Here is a 21,456-nt window from a genome sequence, read left to right as displayed (position 1 = left end):
GGGGATCGACCGGTTCTGGGTGGGCACTGGACGTTGTGGGGGTCTCCCGTTGCACACTCTCGTGGCGACCGGGAGGAGAGTGAGTCTCATCGTTGACGACCGGATACAGGTGCCGGACCGGAACCGGAGGGCACGTCGGCTGTCGCTGGCGGGGCAGTTCTTCGCGCTGCAACTGGTCCTCGTCGTGATTGCGCTCGTGGCCAGCGGCGTGTTCTGGTGGCGTCAGACTCGTGTCCAGCTCGACGAGCAGTACGCCCAGCGGGTGCTGGCGATCGCGGAGTCGGTGGCCACCATGCCCGCCATCCGGGAGGCCTTCGACGATCCGCGTCCCGCGCGTACGATCGCTCCGCTGGCCGAGCGGATTCGCCGCGCCACCGGCGCTTCCTTCGTCGTCGTCGCCAATGAACGTCAGATCCGCTACTCGCATCCGGTTCCCGCCAGGATCGGCGGACGACTGTCGACCGACGCCTCGATCGCGTTGTCGGGCAGGCCGTGGACGGGGGTGCAGACGGGCACGACGGGTCGCTCGATGCGGGCGAAGACTCCCGTACTCGACACCTCGGGCGAGGTGATCGGCGTGGTATCGGTGGGTGTCCCCGTGGCCGACGTCGCCGACGAGGTGTGGGAGACGCTGCCTGCGCTGGTCGGTGCCGTGGTGGTGCTGGTCGGAGTCGGCGCGGCGGGCACCTACCTGATTTTCCGGCGGATGCGGCGGCAGACCTTCGGACTCGCCGCCGACGAGATCGGCACGCTGGTCGAGCACCGGATGGCCATGCTGCACGCGCTCAAGGAGGGGGTGGTCGCCTGTGATCCGTCCGGCCGCATCACGCTGGTCAACGACGAGGCCCGCAGACTGCTCGGCCTGCCCGACGATGTCGAGGGCCGCGACCTCGAGGAACTCGGCCTTCCCGAGCGGCTGCACGATGTTCTCGCGGGGCAGGCCGACGGCGCGGACCAGATCGTGCTGCGTGGGGGCCGGGTGCTGGCGTTGAACCGGATGCCGGTGCGTGTGGACAAGCGGGACGGTGGTTCGGTGGTTACCCTGCGTGACCGTACTCAGCTCGACCAGCTCGCCCGGGAGCTGGACGGTGCGCGGACGACGACCGATGCGCTGCGCGCCCAGGCACACGAGTTCTCCAACCGGATCCACACCATCGCCGGTCTTCTCGAACTCGGCGAGTACGAGGAGGCGCGGGCCTTCGTCGACGAACTCAGTGCGACACGCGCTCGGTTCACCGAGCAGCTCACCACGCGGGTGCGCGACCCCGCCGTCGCCGCACTGCTGCTGGCGAAATCGGCCGCCGCGGGCGAGCGGGATGCCGAGCTCGTCCTGGCCCCGGAGACCGATCTCGGTGCGTTGCCGGGCACGACCGCTCGGGAGGACCTCATTCTGGTGGTGGGCAACCTGGTCGACAACGCCGTGGACTCGCTGTCTCCCGGACAGGGCTGGGTGCGCGTGTCGGTGCGTCCGGTTCAGGAGGAAGGGATGGCGGCGAACCTGATCGAGGTCAGGGACTCCGGCTCGGGAATCACGCCGGAGCTCGTGGAGGAGGTGTTCCGGGCCGGTTTCACCACCAAGGTCGCCCAGCAGGGCGGGACCGGTGGTCTGGGGCTGGCACTGGTGCGGCAGACCTGTCGTAACCGTGGTGGATGGGTGCGTGCCGACAATGACGAGGGTGCCGTGTTCACCGCGCTGTTGCCGGTGGCCGAGGATCGTGCGGACCCGGACGGGGTCTCGGACGGGGTCTCGGACGGGGAAGGTCCCGGGCGCGCCGGTTCCGGTCAACACCGGCCGATGATCACCGGAGGTGTGTAGGTGATCCGCGTACTCGTGGTCGACGATGACGTTCGGGTGGCGCACAACCACCACAAGCTCGTCGAGACCCTGGACGGGTTCGAATCCGTCGGGATGGCGCACACCGCGCGGAATGCGCTGGAGATGGTGGAGGAGTTGCGGCCCGATCTGGTGCTGCTGGACATCTACCTGCCGGACGAATCCGGGGTGACGGTGCTACGGCGACTGCGCGGTGCGGCCCACGCGCTGGATGTCCTCGTGATCACGGCGATGCGTGATGCGGAGACGGTGCAGGCATCCATGCAGACGGGTGCCGTGCACTACCTGTTGAAGCCGTTCCCCTTCAGCGAGCTGCGGGACCGTCTGCAGCGGTATGCGGAGGCCAGAAGCGCGCTCGATTCCGTGACCGAGGCCGAGCAGTCCGATGTCGACCGCGTCTACGGGTTGCTTCGCGCCCAGGAGACCACGGCTGCGCCCGCGAGTCTGCCGAAGGGGCTGTCGCAGGTCACGGCGCAACTGGTGGTGGACACGCTGCGTGCGGCGGACACGGACCTGTCCGCGGTCGAACTCGGCAGCAGGGCAGGGCTCTCGCGCGTCAGCGCGCGGCGGTATCTCGATCACCTGGCCACGATCGGCACCGTCGAACTGCGGATGCGGTACGGCTCGGCAGGTCGCCCGGAACATCGGTACCGCTGGGTCGGTGAGCACGGTTCACCGCGGACCCGCTGACGGGGGCGGCGGTTGAAGTTTTCCCTAAAACTTCAACCCCCACCGTCAGGAAGCTTTGAGCGTGCCCAGGAAAGAGGCCCAAGTCCGGCGGTCGAAGGCGAGGGTGCCGCCGCCGCGATCCTTGGTGTCGCGCACACCCACGATTCGCGGAGTCACTGCGACCTCCACGCAGGCTCCGCCGTTGCCGTTGCTGCGGGTGGACTTGCGCCACCTCGCACGGGAGAGATCGGGCGTGGACATGCCGCACCTCTTGTCGTTACGTGCCGTCTCGGATCGCCCGGTCGAGCATCGCGGCCGTCTCGGTCTCACCGAGGGCGGCGACCTGCAACCGGTCGAACACCAGGCTATATCGCTCGATCTGGGCGGGTCCATCAAGGTAATCGGAGCTGGCCAGGTCCTCGGTGTAGATCACCTTGGCTTCCGAGGGGTCGCGCATCTGCAGCAGGTGGAAAGAGGAGCCCATCGCTGCGTGTGCACCTGCTGTGAATGGCAATACCTGCAGTGTGACCCTGGGGAGGTCGGCGAGCTCGCGCAGTCGCAGGAGCTGCTTATGCATGATTTCTGCGCCTCCCACGGGTCTGCGAATCACGGCTTCATTGATGACAGTCCACAGATGCGGTGGGGCTTCGCTGTTCAGAAGTGCTTGGCGTTCGGCACGGACTTCGACCAAGCGCTCTACCTCGGCGGTGTCCCGTTCAGGGTCGAACGCCTTGGTGACGGCGCGGGTGTACTCCTCGGTTTGCAGTAAGCCCGGTATCAACTCTGCTTCGTAGATGCGAATTGCAGAGGAGATGCTTTCCATCGCCACGAATCGCTGTGCCCAGTCCGGTACACGCACTGGTGCGCGCTTGCGTGCCTGCCGTGCGAGCTGCAGGACTGTCTCGGCGGTCTGTGCATCCGCGTCATAGAGCTCGATCAGCAGGCGTGCATCGCCCGGACCGATCGTGGCTCTACCGGTTTCGATTTTGCTGATCTTCGGGGTCTTGCACTCCAGCTTTATCGCCGTGTCCTCACGTGCTCTACCGGCGGCCTCCCGGAGCTCGCGGAGTAGTTGACCAAGTTGCAACCGCGCCACAGGTGGGGTGGGAGCGCTCATCGATGTTCCTTCCAGAGATCAGCCGGAGATCGAATATGAACATCGCAGTTTCTGACTCTGCCATCAAGACTGGATCACTCGTTCGTGTAGTAGATAAGTGGATCATTCCACTTATATCCTTCCGTTGGCGGCGGTCCTGGTGTGCGCCCCCGACCCCCGACCGGGACCGCCGTCTTCCGGCAACGGCGAACGCGATGGGAGTGGTTTCGATGTATGGCGGTGTGGAGTGGGAAGGCCCGGTGGTGTGGTGGCAGCCGGTCGAGGGGCAGCGGCACGCGTTCTCGCCGGACCGGCGTCCCCGTCCCGGTCAGGAACGGGACACGGTGTGCGGTGAGCAGGTCACGCTGGTCGAGCTCGCCGAAGTGGACTGGCTGGCACCGACCTGCGATGTCTGCATGGCCGAGGCATGCACTCGTCGCGATGCGCGCGTGGAGCGCGACCGCGAGGCGCGCCATGCGCGCGAACGCTTGGCCCGCGAGCACGCCGAGCGGTGGACGCGATGAGTCCGCAAGCTCTGCTCGCCATGATCGCGCCACCCGGATTCGGTGTCGTGTCGATGCTTGGAGCGGTCGCTGTCCTGACCGCTGTGGCCGGTGTCATCCCGCTGCGCGGTGGTCACGGCCAGCATGCCGACGCTGGACCAGGAGCTTTGAGCGTCTGGCAACTCCACGAGCCCGCTGGCCCGGAATTCGAGTCACCGCTCCGGCACGATGCCCGAGCCCGTGATGTTCGAGCCGAAATCCGTTTGCCTGCGGCGAGGCCGACCGTGCGGGAACCGGATCCCGAAGAGATCGACTGGCCGGACGGCGACTGGTCGAATGGGGATTGGCCGGATGGGGACCCCTGCGAGCCCGAATACGTTGGCCGCCACCGGCTGTTGCCCCGTCCGAAGCCGTTCACCATCGACCTCGCCTTCTCTGCCTGACAGGTCGACTTCGCCACCGGTCGGACTGAGCACCGCGTCGGCGGTGGGCAGCAGCCGAGCCGGAGTCGTGGTTTCGATCGCCTTAGCTCCATGCGTTGTACGGCTGCCACCCGGTAGCGCATTGCGCTAAAGTGGCGAACGTAGGCGCCGACCGTGCCTCTGCCGGGTTGGTGACCGTTGGTCATCGCTCGACACGCGCCCGGCGTAGAGCCCGGACGGTGTGGAATTCCGCTGTGAACTCCACACCGTCTTTTTGGTAAGTGCGGCCCGGCTCCGAAGTGCTGATGACCATGCACCAGCAGAGATCGCCGTTCGCGCGTTTCTGGCGCCGACCGTGCCGTTGCCCCACATGGATCACCTGAATGGCGCATCGCCGGACCGAAGTCCGTGAACCGCTCGTCGACCGGCCACCGACGCCTCATGGCCGCCGATCGCAGAAGTGCCTGTTGAACGGGGAGGAACCGACGTGAAGCTGTTTTAGTCGGATCGTGCCGCAGCGAGGCCCGGCAGCGGGCCTCCAGCGCAGATCAATGCTCCCCGGCAGCAGTGCCGCTCGCCGTCGACGGCGGTTGTCGAAGCCGACGCCGCGCTGTGGGAGCAACCGTGTACCGAGGAGGCGCACAACAGTGACCGCAACGCCGGGACGTGCCGTGATCAACAACGACGTCCGCCTGTGTACCACTCAGATCCAGCCCTCGCTCGAACTGCCCGCATCCGTCGGCGAACTCGCCGAATTGGCCGTGGAGCCATTGGGCTGGCCGGGCAGTGTTCTGTCACCGATGAAACTGCTCGGCCGTCGCGTGGTGCCGGTCGCCGAGCTGGTGCCGGATGCGCATGCCGAACGTCTGTGTGTGGGCAGTGCGCCCGTGCTCGATCGCGCCGAGGTCGCCACCTGGGTGTGGCCGGAGATGATCGACCGGGTGCCGCCGCCTGCGGCGCGAGTGACCGGTGTGCTCGCTCCCGCACGCCATTGGCGCAGCGCACTGACGGCGGCCGTCCCATTCGCCCGATTCACCAGCACCGCGATCGTGGTGCCGAGGTCCGTCAGCGACGCCCGGGACTTCGTCTCGAACTGCCTGATCCGTGCCCGCCAGTTCGGTGTGGCGGTGCTGAGCGCCGATGCCGAGGGTGTGCGGGTGGAACTGGAGGGACGGTCCTTCGAGGATGCACCGCCCGCCGAGCCCACCGCCGTGTCCCGCTGGGTCAGCGAGGTCGCCTACGAGCAACTGCTCGCCTGTGAGGCTCCGGCGCCCAGCCGCCACTGACAGCCGTCGCTGACCGCCACCGACACGGCGTCCGGAAAGACCTCCTTATACGCTGGCCATATGCGAGTAGTGGTGGCGGGCGCGCACGGCAAGATCGCACGCGAGTTCGGGCGGTTGCTGGCGCGCCGGGGTGATTCGGTGGCCGGATTGATTCGCGACCCCGAGCAGGCCGAGGACCTGAACTCCGATGGTGTCGCGCCGGTGGTGGCCGACCTGGAAGACCTCGACGCCGATGCGCTCGCGGGCTACCTGCCGGGAGCGGATGCGGCCGTCTTCGCCGCAGGCGCAGGTCCCGGCAGCGGTGTTTCACGCAAGGACACAGTGGACCGTGCGGGTTCGGTCCTGCTGGCTCAGGCGTGCGAACGCGCGGGGGTGCGCAGGTTTCTGCAGGTCGGCTCGATGGGGACCGCGCAGCCGAATCCACCGGATGTCGGCGAGGTGTTCGGTGCCTACCTCGATGCCAAGCGAGCCGCCGAAGAGGACCTGCGGGCGCGCGACCTCGATTGGACGATCCTGCGTCCGGGACGGCTGACCGACGATCCCGCCACCGGCAGGATCACGCTCGGTGATTCGGTCGGCCGAGCGGAGGTGACGCGTGCCGACGTCGCCGCCGTGCTCGTCGCACTCCTGGACGAGCCGAATACGGCACACCGTGCCCTGGAACTGGTCAACGGGGATACCCCGATCGCCGACGCCGTGCAGGCGCAGGTTCGGCAGCAAGATCAGCCGGGTACCGCTTAGGCGGTTTTCCGCAGGGCCGCTGCGAACCGATCGCACATCTCGCGGCCGCTCATGAGGCCGGGGTCGATGTCGGCCCCGGCCCACAGGCTGCGGGGGCGGACCGCGTTCACCCCACGCCCGACGAGTTCGTTCAGTCGCCTGTCCAGTGGTAAACGAGTCGAAACCGGCGCCGACGTCGATTCGCCGTGGCCGGCGAGTTCCTCGACCGTCATCCCGGAAACCGCGACCTTCGAAGCCACCGTGCGCACGTTCTCGGACACGGCCCGCGAACGGATGCGAGAGACGTCCACCGCGCCACTCGAGGGCATCGCCGCTGCGCATGGCGTGGATGTCGAGATCGATTGCCTCTCGGGGCATCCCCACCAGCATCGACGTGGCCGAGAAGGCTTGCTACCGGGGCGCGGGCAAGTCCTTCGGATGACCTTCGGGGATCCGGCTCGACAAGTACCCCCGCACCAGCTCGCGCGCCTCGGCCACCAGCGCGGGATCGCCGGCAGGGTCGCGCCGAAACGCCAGATGCAGTACCGCGTCGGCGGCTTCGACCGCCACCGACAGGGGAAGACTCAGTTCTGCGGAGCTCATCCCGAACTGCTCGGCGATCAGTTCGATGAGCTTGTCGGCGATGACCGCGTTGTTGTCCTTGCTGTCGTCGAGCAGCCGCAGATCGACCACATCGCCGAAGTGCAGGCGGCTGAAGGCGGGAACCTCGCGATGCATCGTCATGTACACGTCGAAGACCGTGTCGACCGCGTCCCACCAGTGCACGAGCTCGGACCGCTCGAACCGGTCGGACACGCTCTGCACGAACCGGTCCAGATTGCGCAACGTCAGCTCTTGCACGACGGCCCGCTTGTCCGGGAAGAACTGATACAGCGAGCCGACCGCGACGCCTGCTCGTTCGGCGATGAGCGTTGTCGTTAATCCGTCGTAGCCCACCTCGTCGATGAGCCGGCCACAGGCCTCCAGCATCTTCTCGACGCGCTGGGCACTGCGCTGCTGAACAGGCTTGCGTCGCAGGGGGGCTACTTCGGTGGGCAAGGTGACTCCTTGATCGTGTCCGAGGTCCATCGTGAAGGACCACGACCGTGCTGTATCACTGGGGACGTGCTTGGCGGGGCGAGTCGGACGCTCACGAACCGGTGTTTTCGCGCAAGTTCGGGCTCGTGTACCGCCGGACCGTGAGCCCGAAAGCTCGTGGACCGTCAAGCATGCCGCGTTCTCTCCAGTTTCGCCCGAATACCGAAAGCGTGCTGCCTGGAGCGGCCGAGCGTGTGTCAGCCGGTCGGGTTGTTCGTTCGAGCGGGCTCCCCGCGCGAGCGCGGAGTGCCGCCACGGCAGCGGGTCACCTGGTCGAGAAAGATCTTTCTCGCTCGGGTGAGATGATCATCGCATCACATGCGTACTGTCACATTGCCCGCGCGCATGGTAGCTATCTAGCGTGATCAAGGTGTGCGTGATCCGGGTTTTCGACGTCATTGTGAGTCACCTCCGTGTCGACTCTCGTTTTTCCGGCCCTTTCCATGTTGTGCTTCCCTTGTGGGCACCGACTCCGGGTATCGCGGCTCGTCCTCCCGCAGGCCGTGTGGCCGGTTCTCGTGCCCGGTCGGATGTGGAGCTCGCTTCGCCCGGACCACGCGAGGCATCGGTGAGGAGTCCGTCCACGCTTCGCCGTCGCAGGATGACCCGTCTCGACTCGGCGGCACCGCAGCATTGAGGTCACATCCCATCGAACCATGCACGGAGCTGGGCCTGCGCCGTGAACCGGACGTGGGCAAGTACGAAAACTCCTCCGTGCGCAGCAGCAGATACAACGGTTTCCGATCCGGCTCGCCGGTGGTGCCTGCCGGGACGAATCCCCTCGGACTCGATGTGGGCAACGCACTCCTGCGCAATGGTGACTACGGGTTGCGGCTGATACGTCACTCCGGTCGGGTGTTCCTCTCCGGGGACGGCACCGGAACCGGGATACCACTCGGCTCCGAACCCACCTGGTCGGACCTGTACCGGATGCTGATCCGGCTACGGCGAACACGGCGTAGCTACGATCAGGGCTGGCTGGATCACCTTGCCCGCTCACTGCAGGGGCGATTACCCGGCACGGCAGCCATCGAGGTGACGAGTACCGGGGTGATGGACACCGGAGTGGTGGGTACCGGCACGGAAACGCACGGCGGGACGTGGCGGGTGCCGTCCGACGAGTGGTCGCGTTTCGCCGCTGCCGTGGAGACCGATTCCCTCCTGCGCATGCATTGCGCGACGCGATTCGCGCCCGCGACACCGCCGGAATCCCGCACGCATTCCCCACCTGCCCCGCCACATCCGGGCTATCCCGGCGGCACGATCGCGGTCGGCTTGCCCGACCTGATCAATCCGGTTCCCGGCCTGGCGCGGGGCCTGCTGCACCAGGTTCTGCGAAACCGGTTCGAGCATCGGGAGGACGAACTCGCCTACTTCCTCGAACACTTCATCCGGCCACCGCTGCGCGCGTTCCGGCTCGCCCTGGACAACCATCACATCGGGTTGCTCGCGCTGCACGGGCACGGCATCGGATTCGAACTCTCGCCGGAACTGCAGGCCACCGGCAGGATCGTGGTCACGGAACACGCGCGAGTACGCCAGGCGGGCCGACTCGGTGCCGCCGAGGTGCGGGAGGGTGTTCGGGCGCTCGCCGACACACTCGACACGCTCAGTGCCGGATTCCGCAGTTCCCCGGACGGGAGTCTTTCGGCAGGCAGCACCCCGGCAGGCAGCACCCCGGCAGGCAGGACCCCGGGCGGGGACTACTCGGAAGCCGCAGTGCGTGCGGGCGTCAACCGGGTGATCGCCGAGGAACTGCGGCATCTGGAGGCACACACCGCCGACGTGCTCTCCGGCGAGCATCCCCTGCAGTGTTTCGTCCACACCGTGCCCACCGAGCAGGACGAGATCCTCAAACGGGTACTGCACACCGTGCAGGAACGCACCCGTCTCCGCCGCTGGGAACCGCAGCGGCCGAAGCCCACCGTGGTCATCGACCTGGACCTGTGCGGGATCGTCCCGCTGCAGCGCACTCTCGATGCCGCACGGGCGGTCTCCGGTCCTCGTGCGGGCGCGCCGAACGGGATCGAGGAATTGGCACAGCCGACATCGCTGTCCGTGCTCCCGGCCTATGTGCGTTCGGCCTGGTGCAACTTCGTCGAGATCAGCGGACTGGCCGCGAAGTACCCGGCGGTGAACTGGCGACGGGTCCACACCGAGTTCTTCCGGGCTTTCGCACAGCCGGGGGAGCAGTTGCGGACCGACACCGTCAACGCGGGCCTCGCACGGTTCGTGTGGGATGTGCACGATGCCGGTGGCCGGGTCGTTTTCTGCACCGGTCGTCGCGGGCATGTTCGCGGATACACCCGGGAGGTGCTGGACACGGCCGGTGTACCGGATGCCGAGCTGCTGTGCATGCCCGACGACCATTCCCGGTCGAGCTCGGAACTGAAGGCGCAGCTGCTCCGCACACTCGACGACATCGACCTCGTCGCCGTGTTCGACGACAGACCCGCCCACCGCCTCGCGATGACCGAGGAATTTTCCGGAGCGCTGGCCGTCGCGGTGGAGATCCCCGGGATGGCGACCGCGCGCAGGTCGGATCAGTCGGCCGCCGACGCAGCGCCGGTGATCGCCACCTTCGAAACCTCGCCCCGGCCACGTGCCGGGACGGCGGCCTCGGAACACCGCACGGCCACGCTGTCCCATGCGCACTCCTTGGAAGAGGTACAGGTTCCCGCCCTTCGCAGCAATCGCTCGGCCCAGCGGTGGGCGGTTCACCTGACGGCGGACGAATCGCTGGCCATCGTGGATGCTCTGGTGGCCGACACCGATCGCTCGGCCGAGCGCGCGGCACGGCGGGCGCGCACGAAATTCACGTCCGGTTCCGAGTCACCGGCCGAATCCGGGATTCCGGCCGACGTCGAAGAACGAGACCGTACGGTGCGACAACTGCACCACCTGTTCACGCGCAAGCAGTTCCTGAAGGGATCCCGGTCGAATTACCGGGTGACGGACATGCACCGTGATGCTGCCCCGTTTCTGGAGCGAGGCAGCCCGATCGAGGTGGTGCTGCTCGGTTTCCCCATCAAACAGTCCCTCAGCCGGCTGAAGGCCTTCGGCCCGCTGCCGGACCTCGCCGAGCTCGGCGCGCTGGTCCGGCTCCGGGAACTCCAGAGCGCGGTGCGGTGGGTGTACCCACCGGGGTTGCACTTCAACATCCTCACCGACGGACGCCACTTCCGGCCTCGACCGGCTTCGGCCACCGGTGCCTACTGCGGAAAACTTCGCCAGTATCTGGAACTCGCCGGTATGGACGGATGCACGTCGATCACCGAGATCGACGCGGTGGCCGGGCAACGGCGAGGTGCGGGCCTGGAGAGGGAGCGCACGGCGCTGTTCATGCGGCATCGCCACCTGCTCAACACCGCGCTGCGTCATTTCGACATCACCGACAAACCACTGCGCACCCTGGACGCCGTTACCGAATTCGCGTGCGCAGTGAGCGGTCCGAACGCCGCGTTGCTCGCGCGATCACTCGGCATGTTCCGGGAGATATTGATGTCCATGGTGTACTCGGTGCCCGTTCCCGCACCCGGCACCGTGGATCGACTCGCGTGGTCGCGCCTGGTCTACGCCGATATCTACAACCTCACCGACGGTGGTGTCTCGCTCGAGGTCCGGCAGGCGAGGACGGCGGTGCTACGCCGAGCTTGGCACAACGTGATTCGCTATCTGGCCACGTTGCGCACCGACGAGGCACTCGGTTATGACGACCTGTTTCCCGACCGTGTTCGGCTCACGGTCAACGCGGCGGCCCCGGGCAAGTGCGGTTTCACCTACCTCGGTGGTTCGGGGTTGCTGCCCTGGCAGGGCACGGGGACGCTCGATCAGCGTGGGCACGTCGCGGTCGACTTCGCCGTCTCACTCATCGATCAGGGGTTCGTGCCGGTGTATTCCCCGCTGCTGGGACGCAGGCAACCGTGGATGATGGTTCCCGCCCAGTACACTCGTCTCTGCTCCTCAGCGGAGCAAATCGGCGGGGATCGAATCGGCGGGATGCGACTGGACGAGGAATTCGCCGCCCGTGCTCGTCTCCGCCGAAAGTAGTGGCTCGTGCGGCCTGCTGCGTTGTGCGATTTCGTGCGGGAAACGCACAACGCCGGTACAAGGACCCCGAGTGCCCGCCCGGGGAAACGGGCACTCGGGGCCGTCCAACCTCCGATGTCCACTCGGCTCGGGGAAAACGGACATCGGAGAGGTGGAATCCGCAGGCCGATACCGGTCGGGGGAGGGGAGTAACGTCAGCACCGGCCCGCGGAAGTCTGGAGATCGCGGTCACGACGGCCACACCGCGACGGCAGCGGAAAGCAGAGCCATCCCGTCGAGAACGCTCACTGTGGAATTGTTCCGGGCTTGCCGGTCGAACGTATCTCCGGCGGATCACCGGTCGGGGGTGACCGGCGATGGGCCTTGCCGCGGTCGGGGGTCACGGCATGCCGATCGCCGGTCACCGGGCGGTTCCTCGGTCTGATTCCGGGTCGGGGATGTGCGGTCCGGAACCGAGGCCGCCGCTTTACGACACCGGCGTCGCCGGGCGCAGCGCATGCGCCGGGCGCAGGTGTCGTGCGGGACGGGGGGCGAGGCCACCGGCCACCAGATGCTCGTAGGCCGAACGCCACACCGAACACGGTGCTTTCTGCTGGCGCCAGCGTGTCGAGCACTCCGGGCAGTGGCCCCGGTCGTCGGGCTCGTGAGCGGTCAGCAGCGCTCGCCATCCATCGGTGAGCCGAGGCAGCTCGGAGCGCGCTACGGAGAGGAGGGACGGGGCGTCCGCGCGATCCGCGAGCTCGGTCAGAACATCGAGCCGCTCCCATACCGCGCTGCGCAGCACCTGCCCCAATATCTCGTCCATCTTTGCGTTACCGTCACTTTCTCGCCTGATCATCGGCGTGCCGTGGCGCCGAAACAAACCGGTCGGCTGTGCGATCCGGCGGCACCACGGCTTTACCGGGCGGCCCGGCGAGAACCACCCTGTCCCGGTTGAGCAGCACGGCGAGGAGAGCCGGTACGTGGTCCGCACGTCTCGGCGGTTGATCCGCCACCAGCGGCGCCTCCGGGCGGGAACGGTCGAGAGCTCGACCGTGCGAGGAACCGGGTGGAATCCGGTTTTCGCGTCGGTCTCGCCGTACGCCTGCTCGAAGGAGTTCACTGTGCGGATTCCTCTCCGTGCTCGGTTGCTTGCCGATGACTAGATTGGAATCCGTGCTCCCGGTCTGGCTAGAGAGAACGCGACGACCGGACAAACCGTGCCGACGAGCGGTCGGTGGAGTTATGCCCCGCCGATCACCTCTGCTGATAGGTGCTTCACCGGCTTGCGGACGGGGTTTTACTCTGCGATCGACGCCCGAAAAGCGTAAAGGGGTCCTTATGAACACCATCGGTTCGAGCGGCTCGCTCGTTACACCCGACATCTGGAACGGTCGGGAAATGCGTGACGCGCTGGCCAGCAGAAACATCAGCGACATTTACAAGCTGCTGCGTCGCAACGGTGTTTCCCAGCGCCAGATCGCGGCGGCAACGGGTCAGTCGCAGTCCGAGGTCTCGGAGATCCTCAAGGGCCGCCAGGTCATGGCTTATGACGTGTTGGCCCGCATCGCCGACGGGCTCGGCGTACCGAGGGGGTACATGGGCCTCGCCTATGACGGGGCGACGGCAGTGAGAGTCGCGGATTCCCCGAGCGACTCCCAGGCTGAGGAGGACGAGACGGTGAAGCGTCGGAAGTTTCTGTCCCATGCTGCGGCGGTCGCTATGGGAGCGTCCGTCTTCGGAGCGGAGGAAGGCGGTTGGTTGCCCAGCAGTGTGCAGACACCCGCGCCCTCGCGCATCGGCATGGCCGACGTGCAGCAGATACAGGCCGCGACCAAGGCATTGCGTGACCTCGATTACCGCTATGGCGGAGGCACGTGCCGGGACGCGGTGATCGCACAGCTTTCCTGGGCACAGCAATTACTGGGCGCCGACGCCAGCGATCAGGTCCGGCAGAAGCTGTTCGTTTCGCTGGCCGATATGCACAGCCTCGCCGGGTGGACTTCCTTCGATACCGGTCTGATGGACCCCGCGCGTGGCCATTTCGGAAAGGCGCTGGACTTTGCCAAGCAGGCCGACGACGACAGCCTGGCCGCCAGCGTGCTGTACCGGATGGGACGGGTGTATCTGCATTATCACCAGCCCAACGAGGCGCTGAAGCTGTTCCAGCTCGGTCAGATCGCGGCCCAGGACTCGGGGTCGGCCCTGACGGTGGCGGTCATGTGCGCCAACGAGGGATGGGCATACGGGATGCTCGACAGGCCCGACCAGGTCCAGAAAATGCTCGGCCGGACCAAGGACGAATTCGCCCGGGCGGATATGTCCGAGGCTCCGGAATGGGTGCGGTTTTTCGATGAGAACGACCTGCACGGCATGGCGGGCTCGGCCCACGACGCCCTCGCGGAATTCCACCCGGAGCGCTACGCCCCGATGGCCGTGGCGGAAACGATCAAGTGCAACCAGGCCTACGGTGCCGAGATGCAGCGCACGCACGTATTCGGGTTGAGCCTGCAGGCCACCAACCACATTCGTGCCGGTGACGTCCAGGAGGGCATCAAGGTCGGCAGGCGGGCTCTGGAGTTCGGCGCCAACGTCAAATCCGCCCGGGTACCGGACAGGCTGTATCCGTTGCAGGTGGAAGCGGGCAAGCACCGGACGAACTCGGAGGCACGCGACTTTTCGGAGGAAGTGCTCCGGTTCCGCGAGTCCCGCGAGATCTAGTAGGACCGCCGCGAGCACCCACGAACATGACTTCCCGAACAAGTCCCGTGCAGGACGGGCGTTACACCCGGCCGAAACTCGCCGAGGCGCTGGCCGAGGTGTGCGCCTCGGTCGGGCTCGATCACCGTGGCGCCCGACTGCTGCGCTTCGTCAACAACGGTGTGTTCCTGCTGCGTGAACACCCGGTGGTCGTCCGTATCGTGCTGGCACCGTCGTTTGCTTACCGTGCCGAGAACGTCGTCGAGGCGGCGCGGTGGTTGGCCGATCAAGGTGTGCCCGCTGTTCGGCTGCTGCCCGATGTCGAGCAGCCGGTGCGGACCGGTGACCATCTGGCGACGCTGTGGGAGGCGGTCGATGATTCCGGGCGCACCCCCAGCGGGCGGGAGCTGGGCATGCTCCTGCGGCAGGTGCATCGGTTGCCGCTGCCACCCGCGCTGCCGGAGTGGCAGCCGATGTCCGATGTCCGGCGCAGGCTTCGGGACGCCGAGGAACTCGATCCGCAGGACCGCGATTTCCTGGAGCAGCGCTGCGACGATGTCGAGCGGCGCTTGTCCGATCTCACGTTTCCCATGCCCCGCAGCGCGGTGCACGGGGACGCGCATTTGGGCAACCTCATCGCGGGACCGGACGGCCCGGTGCTGTGTGACCTGGATTCATTGTCGGCGGGGCCGCCCGAATGGGACCTGACGCCGATGGCTGTGGGATACCTGCGGCTGGGGCACTCCTCGGAGGCATACCGGCAGTTGACCGAGGCCTATGGCTTCGACATCACCAACTGGCCGGGCTTTGCGGTATTGCGTGACTTGCGAGAGCTCAAGATCACAGTCAGTGTGCTGCCGATTTTGCGAAGCAATCCGCGGCTTCGCGGCGAGCTCCGACGCCGGTTGCGCTCGATGCGCCGGGGCGATGTCCACACACAGTGGGCTCCGTACCGATGAGGACCGGTGTATCGGTGCGGACGGAGTGCACGGCGCGGTGGCACCGACCGTGTGCGGACACGGGGTCGCGTGGATCCGAGCGGGGCGCTCGTGCTGCCGGGGCTTGCTGACTCGACTCGGTTCGCCGGGACGCGCTCGGTGGAACAGCTCACCGAATGTTGATGACCGCTCGGCGACAGGACGAGCTCTCCCACAATGTGAGAATTTCTCGCTCTGATGTTCGGAATTCGCTCCTGCCGATGCATTGCCCGTGAGAGCGTTGACCGGAGTGCTGTGCGGTGGTGATGAGCGCGATGCCGCGGAGCCTGCGAAAGGCACTGCGCCGGGAACCCTGCGCCGGGAACCGCCGAGAACGGAGTCTACCCATGGAGTGAGCCCGAGTGTTGATTCAACCACGCTGAGCACAGGCAGGTTTGCCGTACTCCTTCGAATGGGTCACGGTTTACGGGTTGCAGGCATCCGGAAACGCTCGGCATGAATGTGGCGCGAGTGATACTTGCCGCAGGGCGATCGGGGTTGCCGTAACCGAAGACTGGAGAGGAGGGGGCGTCGCGACAGTCGGCGCCGATACCTGTGTCGACAGATACCTCGCAAGAGCAAAGAAGCGGAGACGACTCGGTGCCCGATCCGGGTAGCCAGGCCACTCCGGAATCGGAAGTACGCCAGCCCACCGACTGGGTGGTCTTCGGGACCGTCGCGGCGATCATGTTCGCCCTCGTTGCCTGGGGTGGGATCGCGACGGATTCGCTGAGCAACTTCGCGTCGGGTGCACTGACGTGGTTGATCACGAATGTGGGCTGGTTTTTCGTCCTGTCCGCCACGGGGTTTGTCCTGTTTGCCCTGTATCTGGCATTCAGTCGGTTCGGCCGAATTCCGCTGGGGGCCGATGACGAGAAACCGGAGTTTCGGACGGTTTCCTGGATCGCGATGATGTTCAGTGCCGGCATGGGTATCGGTCTCATGTTCTTCGGTGTGAGCGAACCGCTCTCGCACTTCGTGGAGCCCCCACCGGGGTCGGTGCCCACGGTCCCCGGTCCCGATGGTGATCCTGTCGTCGCACCCAACGCGACGGATCAGGCCGTTCGTACCGCGATGGCGACCTCGCTGTTCCACTGGACGCTGCACCCGTGGGCGATCTACGCGGTGGCCGGTCTGGCGATCGCCTACAACGCCTTCCGCAAGGGTCGCAAGCAGCTCATCAGCGCGGTGTTCATCCCGCTGATCGGCAAGCGCAACGCCGAGGGCCCGATCGGTAAGCTGATCGACATCCTCGCCCTGTTCGCCACGTTGTTCGGATCGGCGGCCTCCCTGGGCATCGGTACTCTGCAGATCCGCACCGGCATGCGAGAGGCCGGCTGGATCAGCGGTGCAGGCACGATCATCCTGGTCCTGATCATCGTCGTACTGACGATCTGCTTCATCGCTTCGGCCGTATCCGGTATCGCTCGGGGCATCCAGTACCTGTCGAACATCAACATGGTGCTGGCCGCGCTACTGGCGCTGTTCGTGTTCCTGGTCGGCCCGACCGTGTTCATGCTGAACCTGATCCCCACCTCGGTCGGCAGCTACCTCAGCCATTTCGGGATCATGGCCTCGCGCTCCGGTGCCACCGGTGGCGAGGAGATGAACGAGTGGCTGCAGGGCTGGACCATCTTCTACTGGGCGTGGTGGATCTCCTGGACGCCGTTCGTCGGGATGTTCATCGCTCGCATCAGCAGGGGCCGGACGATCCGCCAATTCGTCGGCGGTGTGCTGCTGGTGCCGAGCGTGGTCAGCCTGATCTGGTTCGCCATCTTCGGCGGCGCGGCGATCGGCCTGCAGCGCAACGGGATCGATGTCTTCGGCGAGGGAAACCCGCAGGCTCAGACGTTCGACATGCTCGCCGAACTTCCGCTGACCATGATCACTTCCGTTCTGGTGATGATCCTGGTGGCGATCTTCTTCGTCTCCGGCGCCGACGCGGGGTCGGTCGTCATGGGCACCCTGTCCCAGCGTGGCTCCATCGAACCGAGTCGGCCGGTCGTCATCTTCTGGGGTGCCGCCACCGGTGCGGTCGCCGCGATCATGCTCGTGATCGGAGGCGGCGGGGACGAAGCCCTGACGGGTATCCAGAACCTCACGTTCATCGGCGCGCTGCCGTTCACCGTCGTGATGGTCCTGATGTGCTTCGCGATGATGAAGGACCTGCGCAACGACCCGATCACCCTGCGTGTGAACAAGGGCGCCGAGGTTCTCGAGGCGGCCGTGGTGCAGGGCACCGAGGAGCACGCCGGTGAGTTCCAGCTGGACATCTCCCAGGCGGAGAGCACCGAGGAGGGCGGCGATACCTCGGATACCTCGAACACCTCGGAGGACGGCGGTACCTCGGAGGACGGCGGTACCTCGGAGAACGGGGACAACGGCGAGGTCACCGATCGGTCCGGCGGTGTCGAGAGTGACTCGAGTCTCTCCGGGCGGAACTGAGGCGTGTTCGATTGGCCCGTGGTGGGGTTTTCGGCCTTTCCCGCAATCCCACCACGGGCAGGAGCGTGTGGTTGCGCCGTGCCGGTGAGCGAGCGTGTTGCTACAGCTCGAGACGGTGCAGGAGGTCAGCCTCGATACGGTCGAGTTCGCCTGCCACCGCGCGGTGGGCGGCCCTGCGGCGGTTGCCCGGCATCCGTTCCGCGGCACGGACTGCGCTGGTGAGCTGGCTGAGTCGTTGCTCGGCACGGTCGGTGAACTGTTCGACGCCCACCTGCCGGGCCGCGGAATCACCGTTGCCGCCCTGCCCGCCTGCTTTCATCCGCAGATCGTGCAGTGCATCGGCGTCCCCGGCGATGCGCGCGTGCAGGGCGGCGCCCCTGCCCGAAAAACGTCCCAGATCCTCGACGGGGATGCCGATCCGGCGAGCTCGCATCCGATCGTAGCCGTCCCGTGCGGTGAAGGCGGCCTTCGCCGCGAAGGGGGCGATGGCCGGTCCTGCGATCTTGAGTATCCCGAGAATCTTTTTCGTGTTTCCCGGTGTGATACGGCCGTACTCGCCCTTCTTCTGGGCTTTCGCCGTTTTCTTCGCGGCCTTCGCCGTGGCCTTTGCCGACTTCTGCTCGGTGCTTGCCCGCGTCTTTGCCGCCTTCTGTTCGGCCTTGGCCGTCTTCTTCACGTCCTTGCGGTGCTCGCGTGACGAGGTGGGCTGGGGTGTGGCGGGGTCCTGCTTGCCCGCTTGCTTCTTCACGGAACGTGCCATCGCAGCGAACACCTCCGGCAGGCTATTCGGGCCACGTGCTTGGGCTCTCGTGTGATCAGTCTAGAGCGTTACGCCGATCGGCACGACAACAGCGACCACGGGCAGGAACAATCCGTGTGACATTGGCCGCACGTGAGGCGGTGGTGACCGGGGTGACCGGCGCGGGAGCCGAACCGAGGACATACCCTGCCAGTGTGGGTTCCGAGGTGCTGCTGGACGGGGGTGTGGTGACGCGTTGCCGTCGACGCGTGCATCTCGAGCACGAGCCGACGGTGCGTGCGGTGCCGAAGGCCCCGCCGGACCCCGGGGTCGAGCAGCGCATCGCCGACGCTGCCGAACACCGCCGTGCCCTCGCGGACAAGCTCGGTCGGCTGCTGGGGTCGGACTGGACGGAGATTCCCCGGGACGCGAGCGTGCACAGCCGTGAGCGCGCGACGCTGGCGGCCATGCGCGCCGCGGCGCCCTACATCTCGGGAGCCCAGTTGCCCTGCGATACCACGGGTGGCCGCCGTGGTGCGGTCGACGTGCTCGTCCGAAGTGCCGACGGCTACGTGCCGCTCCTCGTGGTGCGCCACAAGGTGACGGACCCCGGTCGCGGAGCGCGGACGTCACCGCTGACGGATCCGTTGCCGGAATCGGCGCGGGTGGATCCGCTGCGCAAGGGGCGCGCACAGTCTCGTGACCAGCTCCGATTGGCGCACAGCGTGCGGCTGTTGCAGGCATGCGGCATGAGCGCCTCCGGTCGGGTGGTCGGCGGGGTCATCGGCGCGGACGCCGATGTGGTGCTCTGGCATGACCTGCAAGCACCGAGCTGGTCCGGTGGGCGCAGTGTGCTGTCCGAGTACGACGAGCGTTTCGCCGATCGCCTTGCCGTGGCCGGTGCGGCGGCATCGGAAGCCGAACCGCTCGCGCGGCCTTCCCGGATCTCGGATTGCAAGGGCTGCCCGTGGTGGCCGGTTTGTGCGCAGGAGCTGCACGCGACCAGGGACGTGAGCCTGGTGGTGCGTGGGGAGGATGCCGTGTTGCTGCGCCGCGCCGGTGTTTCCACCGTGGACGAACTCGCGGAGGTGACGCCGGACGTGGCCGAAGCGCTGCCGTTGGCCGCCACCAGGACTTCGGATGCGGTGCTGCTGGCCAAGGCGTGGCTGCGGGATCTGTCCTTGGTGCGCCGCGTCCCGCACCTCGACGTCCCCCGGGCGGATGTCGAGATCGATGTCGACATGGAAAGCTATGCCGACTCCGGTGCCTACCTGTGGGGGTGCTGGTTGTCCCGGACGGACACCGCCACGGACAGCGGTTTCGACGAGGCCGAGGGGTACCGAAGCTTCGCCACGTGGGATCCGTTGCCCTCCGACGACGAGGCCCGCTCGTTCGCCGAGTTCTGGTCCTGGTTCACCGCGGTGCGTGACCGCGCCCATGACCGTGGTTTGAGCTTCCGTGCCTACTGCTACAACGAGCTCGCCGAAAATCGCTGGATGCTCGCCTCGGCGGAGAGATTCGCGGGTAAGCCCGGTATCCCCACCGTGGACGAGGTCCGCGAGTTCATCGATTCCGACGAATGGGTGGACCTGTTCGCTACGGTGCGTGACCAATTTCTGTGTCCGAACGGTAGGGGACTGAAGGTGATCGCTCCGAACGCGGGCTTTTCCTGGCGTGATGCCGAGGCCGGCGGCGAGAACTCGATGCGCTGGTATCGCGACGCGGTGGGGCTGGACGGGGCTGCGCCGAGCGAGTCGCAGCGGCGGCGTCTGCTGCAGTACAACGAGGACGATGTCCGTGCGACGCTGGCGATTCGTCGCTGGATGACCACGGAGGCGGAGCACCGGGTACCCTACGTCGGCGACCTGTGACGCGACCTGCGATCGCGCCGGGCCGGGAGGGAAATTTCGCGAGAAATTGCTCGATCCCGCTCATCGCCGCGTCGGGGGGCAGATCATGTCGATCTCGTCGAGATCGGCCGCCGACGGGCGCCACTGCCCGGCACGTGCGTTCGACTCCACCTGTTCCGGCGAGGTCGCACCGGTGATCACCGACCCGACGGAGGGCTGTGCCGCCAACCAGCCGATCGCCACCGCGATCATCGACAGCCCGCGCTTGTCCGCGAACGCCCGCAGGTGCTCGATGCGGTCCCACGGCGCGTCGGCGAGCAACCGGTCACGCCCCGAAAGCCTGCTGCCCGACGGTGGCTCCTGCCCCTTCCGGTACTTGCCGGTCAGTAAGCCGTTGGCCAGCGGGAAGTACGGGATGATCCCGACGCCGAACCGGGTGCACGCGGGGATCACCTCCCGCTCGGCTTCCCGTTCCAGCAGGGAGTAGTGGTTCTGCGCGGAGACCGGGGTGGTCAGCCCGGCCGAGGTGGCCGTCCACGCCGCGTCGGCGGTCTGCCATCCGGCCAGGTTGCAGTGCCCGACGTAGCGGATCTTGCCCTCGCGTACGAGATCGTTGAGCACCGACAGGGTCTCTTCCAGCGGAGTCATGGGGTCCGGGCGGTGGAGCTGGTACAGATCGATCCAGTCGGTGCCCAGACGTCGTAGCGAGGACTCGACGGCACGGCGCACGTAGCGGCGGGAGCCGCGGGCGGCGAAGTCGGGGCCGTTGGCGCCCTGCATGTCCATGCCGAACTTCGTGGCGATCACGGCGTGCTCACGTTTGCCGGACAGTGCCTGCCCGAGCAGTTCCTCACTGCGCCCACGCGGAGCCCCGTACACGTCGGCCGCATCGAAGAAGGTGATCCCCGACTCCAGCGCCCGATCCACCACCGCTCGGGCACCTGCGAGGGATTCGGTCGCCGTGCCCGGCCTGCCGAGATTGTTGCAGCCGAGACCGACGGCACTGACCACCAGACCGGATTCGCCCAGACGTCGCTGTTCCACGGACAGTGAGCCTAAACGGCCGATCACCGTGTAGTCACGGCCGG

18 protein-coding genes are annotated in these 21,456 nt (G+C 66.8%); 11 read left to right on the top strand and 7 right to left on the bottom strand.

What is annotated here, in order from left to right:
- Positions 1 to 79: 79 nt before the first annotated feature.
- A complete protein-coding gene (locus JOF55_RS10660) occupies positions 80 to 1,816 on the top strand; it encodes an ATP-binding protein (protein ID WP_310273053.1) in 1,737 nt (578 codons plus the stop codon).
- A complete protein-coding gene (locus JOF55_RS10655) occupies positions 1,817 to 2,524 on the top strand; it encodes a response regulator (protein WP_310273052.1) in 708 nt (235 codons plus the stop codon).
- A gap of 45 nt (positions 2,525 to 2,569) precedes the next feature.
- Here JOF55_RS10655 and JOF55_RS10650 read toward each other — a convergent pair whose 3' ends face one another.
- Complete coding sequence (locus JOF55_RS10650; RefSeq protein WP_310273050.1) at positions 2,570 to 2,764, bottom strand: DUF397 domain-containing protein; 195 nt, start codon at positions 2,762 to 2,764, stop codon at positions 2,570 to 2,572.
- 16 nt (positions 2,765 to 2,780) lie between these two features.
- Entirely contained in the window at positions 2,781 to 3,620 is an 840-nt protein-coding gene (locus JOF55_RS10645; RefSeq protein ID WP_310273049.1) for a helix-turn-helix domain-containing protein, read from the bottom strand.
- A 209-nt stretch (positions 3,621 to 3,829) separates the two neighbouring features.
- Here JOF55_RS10645 and JOF55_RS10640 point away from each other — a divergent pair, with 209 nt between their 5' ends.
- The 4 genes from JOF55_RS10640 to JOF55_RS10625 all read left to right on the top strand — a co-directional run bounded on the left by JOF55_RS10640 (position 3,830) and on the right by JOF55_RS10625 (position 6,551).
- Positions 3,830 to 4,123, top strand: coding sequence for an HC3 family zinc finger protein (locus JOF55_RS10640; protein ID WP_310273047.1), 294 nt, complete (start codon positions 3,830 to 3,832; stop codon positions 4,121 to 4,123).
- Positions 4,120 to 4,545, top strand: a complete 426-nt coding sequence (locus JOF55_RS10635; protein WP_310273045.1) for a hypothetical protein — start codon at positions 4,120 to 4,122, stop codon at positions 4,543 to 4,545. The genes JOF55_RS10640 and JOF55_RS10635 overlap by 4 nt, the downstream gene beginning before the upstream one ends.
- 626 nt (positions 4,546 to 5,171) lie before the next feature.
- Complete coding sequence (locus JOF55_RS10630; protein WP_310273043.1) at positions 5,172 to 5,810, top strand: hypothetical protein; 639 nt, start codon at positions 5,172 to 5,174, stop codon at positions 5,808 to 5,810.
- Between the two features lie 60 nt (positions 5,811 to 5,870).
- Positions 5,871 to 6,551: an SDR family oxidoreductase gene (locus tag JOF55_RS10625; protein ID WP_310273041.1), complete on the top strand. Its 681-nt coding sequence runs from the start codon at positions 5,871 to 5,873 to the stop codon at positions 6,549 to 6,551.
- Here the strand turns inward: JOF55_RS10625 and JOF55_RS10620 are convergent.
- Positions 6,548 to 6,790 carry a hypothetical protein gene (locus JOF55_RS10620; protein ID WP_310273040.1) on the bottom strand — a complete coding sequence of 81 codons (243 nt, stop codon included), beginning with the start codon at positions 6,788 to 6,790 and terminating at the stop codon, positions 6,548 to 6,550. The genes JOF55_RS10625 and JOF55_RS10620 overlap by 4 nt on opposite strands.
- Positions 6,791 to 6,941: 151 nt before the next feature.
- Complete coding sequence (locus JOF55_RS10615) at positions 6,942 to 7,589, bottom strand: TetR/AcrR family transcriptional regulator (RefSeq protein WP_310273039.1); 648 nt, start codon at positions 7,587 to 7,589, stop codon at positions 6,942 to 6,944.
- Between the two features lie 729 nt (positions 7,590 to 8,318).
- On the opposite strand from JOF55_RS10615, the gene JOF55_RS10610 reads away from it, so the two are divergent.
- Entirely contained in the window at positions 8,319 to 11,678 is a 3,360-nt protein-coding gene (locus JOF55_RS10610) for an L-tyrosine/L-tryptophan isonitrile synthase family protein (RefSeq protein ID WP_310273038.1), read from the top strand.
- Positions 11,679 to 12,144: 466 nt separating this feature from the next.
- Here JOF55_RS10610 and JOF55_RS10605 read toward each other — a convergent pair whose 3' ends face one another.
- Positions 12,145 to 12,483, bottom strand: a complete 339-nt coding sequence (locus JOF55_RS10605) for a hypothetical protein (RefSeq protein ID WP_310273036.1) — start codon at positions 12,481 to 12,483, stop codon at positions 12,145 to 12,147.
- Between the two features lie 515 nt (positions 12,484 to 12,998).
- Between JOF55_RS10605 and JOF55_RS10600 the strand changes: the two genes are divergently transcribed.
- From JOF55_RS10600 to JOF55_RS10590, 3 genes are all read left to right on the top strand, one after another.
- Positions 12,999 to 14,378 carry an NsdA family TPR-like regulatory protein gene (locus JOF55_RS10600; protein ID WP_310273034.1) on the top strand — a complete coding sequence of 460 codons (1,380 nt, stop codon included), beginning with the start codon at positions 12,999 to 13,001 and terminating at the stop codon, positions 14,376 to 14,378.
- 26 nt (positions 14,379 to 14,404) lie between these two features.
- On the top strand, positions 14,405 to 15,316 hold the full coding sequence (locus tag JOF55_RS10595) for a phosphotransferase family protein (protein WP_310273033.1): 912 nt from the start codon (positions 14,405 to 14,407) through the stop codon (positions 15,314 to 15,316).
- 705 nt (positions 15,317 to 16,021) lie between these two features.
- Positions 16,022 to 17,779 carry a BCCT family transporter gene (locus JOF55_RS10590; protein ID WP_374727447.1) on the top strand — a complete coding sequence of 586 codons (1,758 nt, stop codon included), beginning with the start codon at positions 16,022 to 16,024 and terminating at the stop codon, positions 17,777 to 17,779.
- Between the two features lie 100 nt (positions 17,780 to 17,879).
- Here JOF55_RS10590 and JOF55_RS10585 read toward each other — a convergent pair whose 3' ends face one another.
- A complete protein-coding gene (locus JOF55_RS10585) occupies positions 17,880 to 18,539 on the bottom strand; it encodes a DUF6474 family protein (RefSeq protein WP_310273031.1) in 660 nt (219 codons plus the stop codon).
- 194 nt (positions 18,540 to 18,733) lie between these two features.
- Here JOF55_RS10585 and JOF55_RS10580 point away from each other — a divergent pair, with 194 nt between their 5' ends.
- The gene (locus JOF55_RS10580) at positions 18,734 to 20,389 is read left to right on the top strand and encodes a TM0106 family RecB-like putative nuclease (protein WP_374727446.1); all 1,656 of its coding nucleotides are present in this window, start codon (positions 18,734 to 18,736) and stop codon (positions 20,387 to 20,389) included.
- 60 nt (positions 20,390 to 20,449) lie between these two features.
- Here the strand turns inward: JOF55_RS10580 and JOF55_RS10575 are convergent, their stop codons facing one another.
- Positions 20,450 to 21,412, bottom strand: coding sequence for an aldo/keto reductase (locus JOF55_RS10575; RefSeq protein WP_310273028.1), 963 nt, complete (start codon positions 21,410 to 21,412; stop codon positions 20,450 to 20,452).
- Positions 21,413 to 21,456 lie beyond the last annotated feature (44 nt).

Origin of the sequence: Haloactinomyces albus (assembly GCF_031458135.1) — a bacterium.
Lineage (GTDB): Bacteria > Actinomycetota > Actinomycetes > Mycobacteriales > Pseudonocardiaceae > Haloactinomyces > Haloactinomyces albus.
The sequence above is the reverse complement of the archived record's forward strand: the minus strand, read 5'-3'. Positions and strand labels throughout refer to the sequence as shown.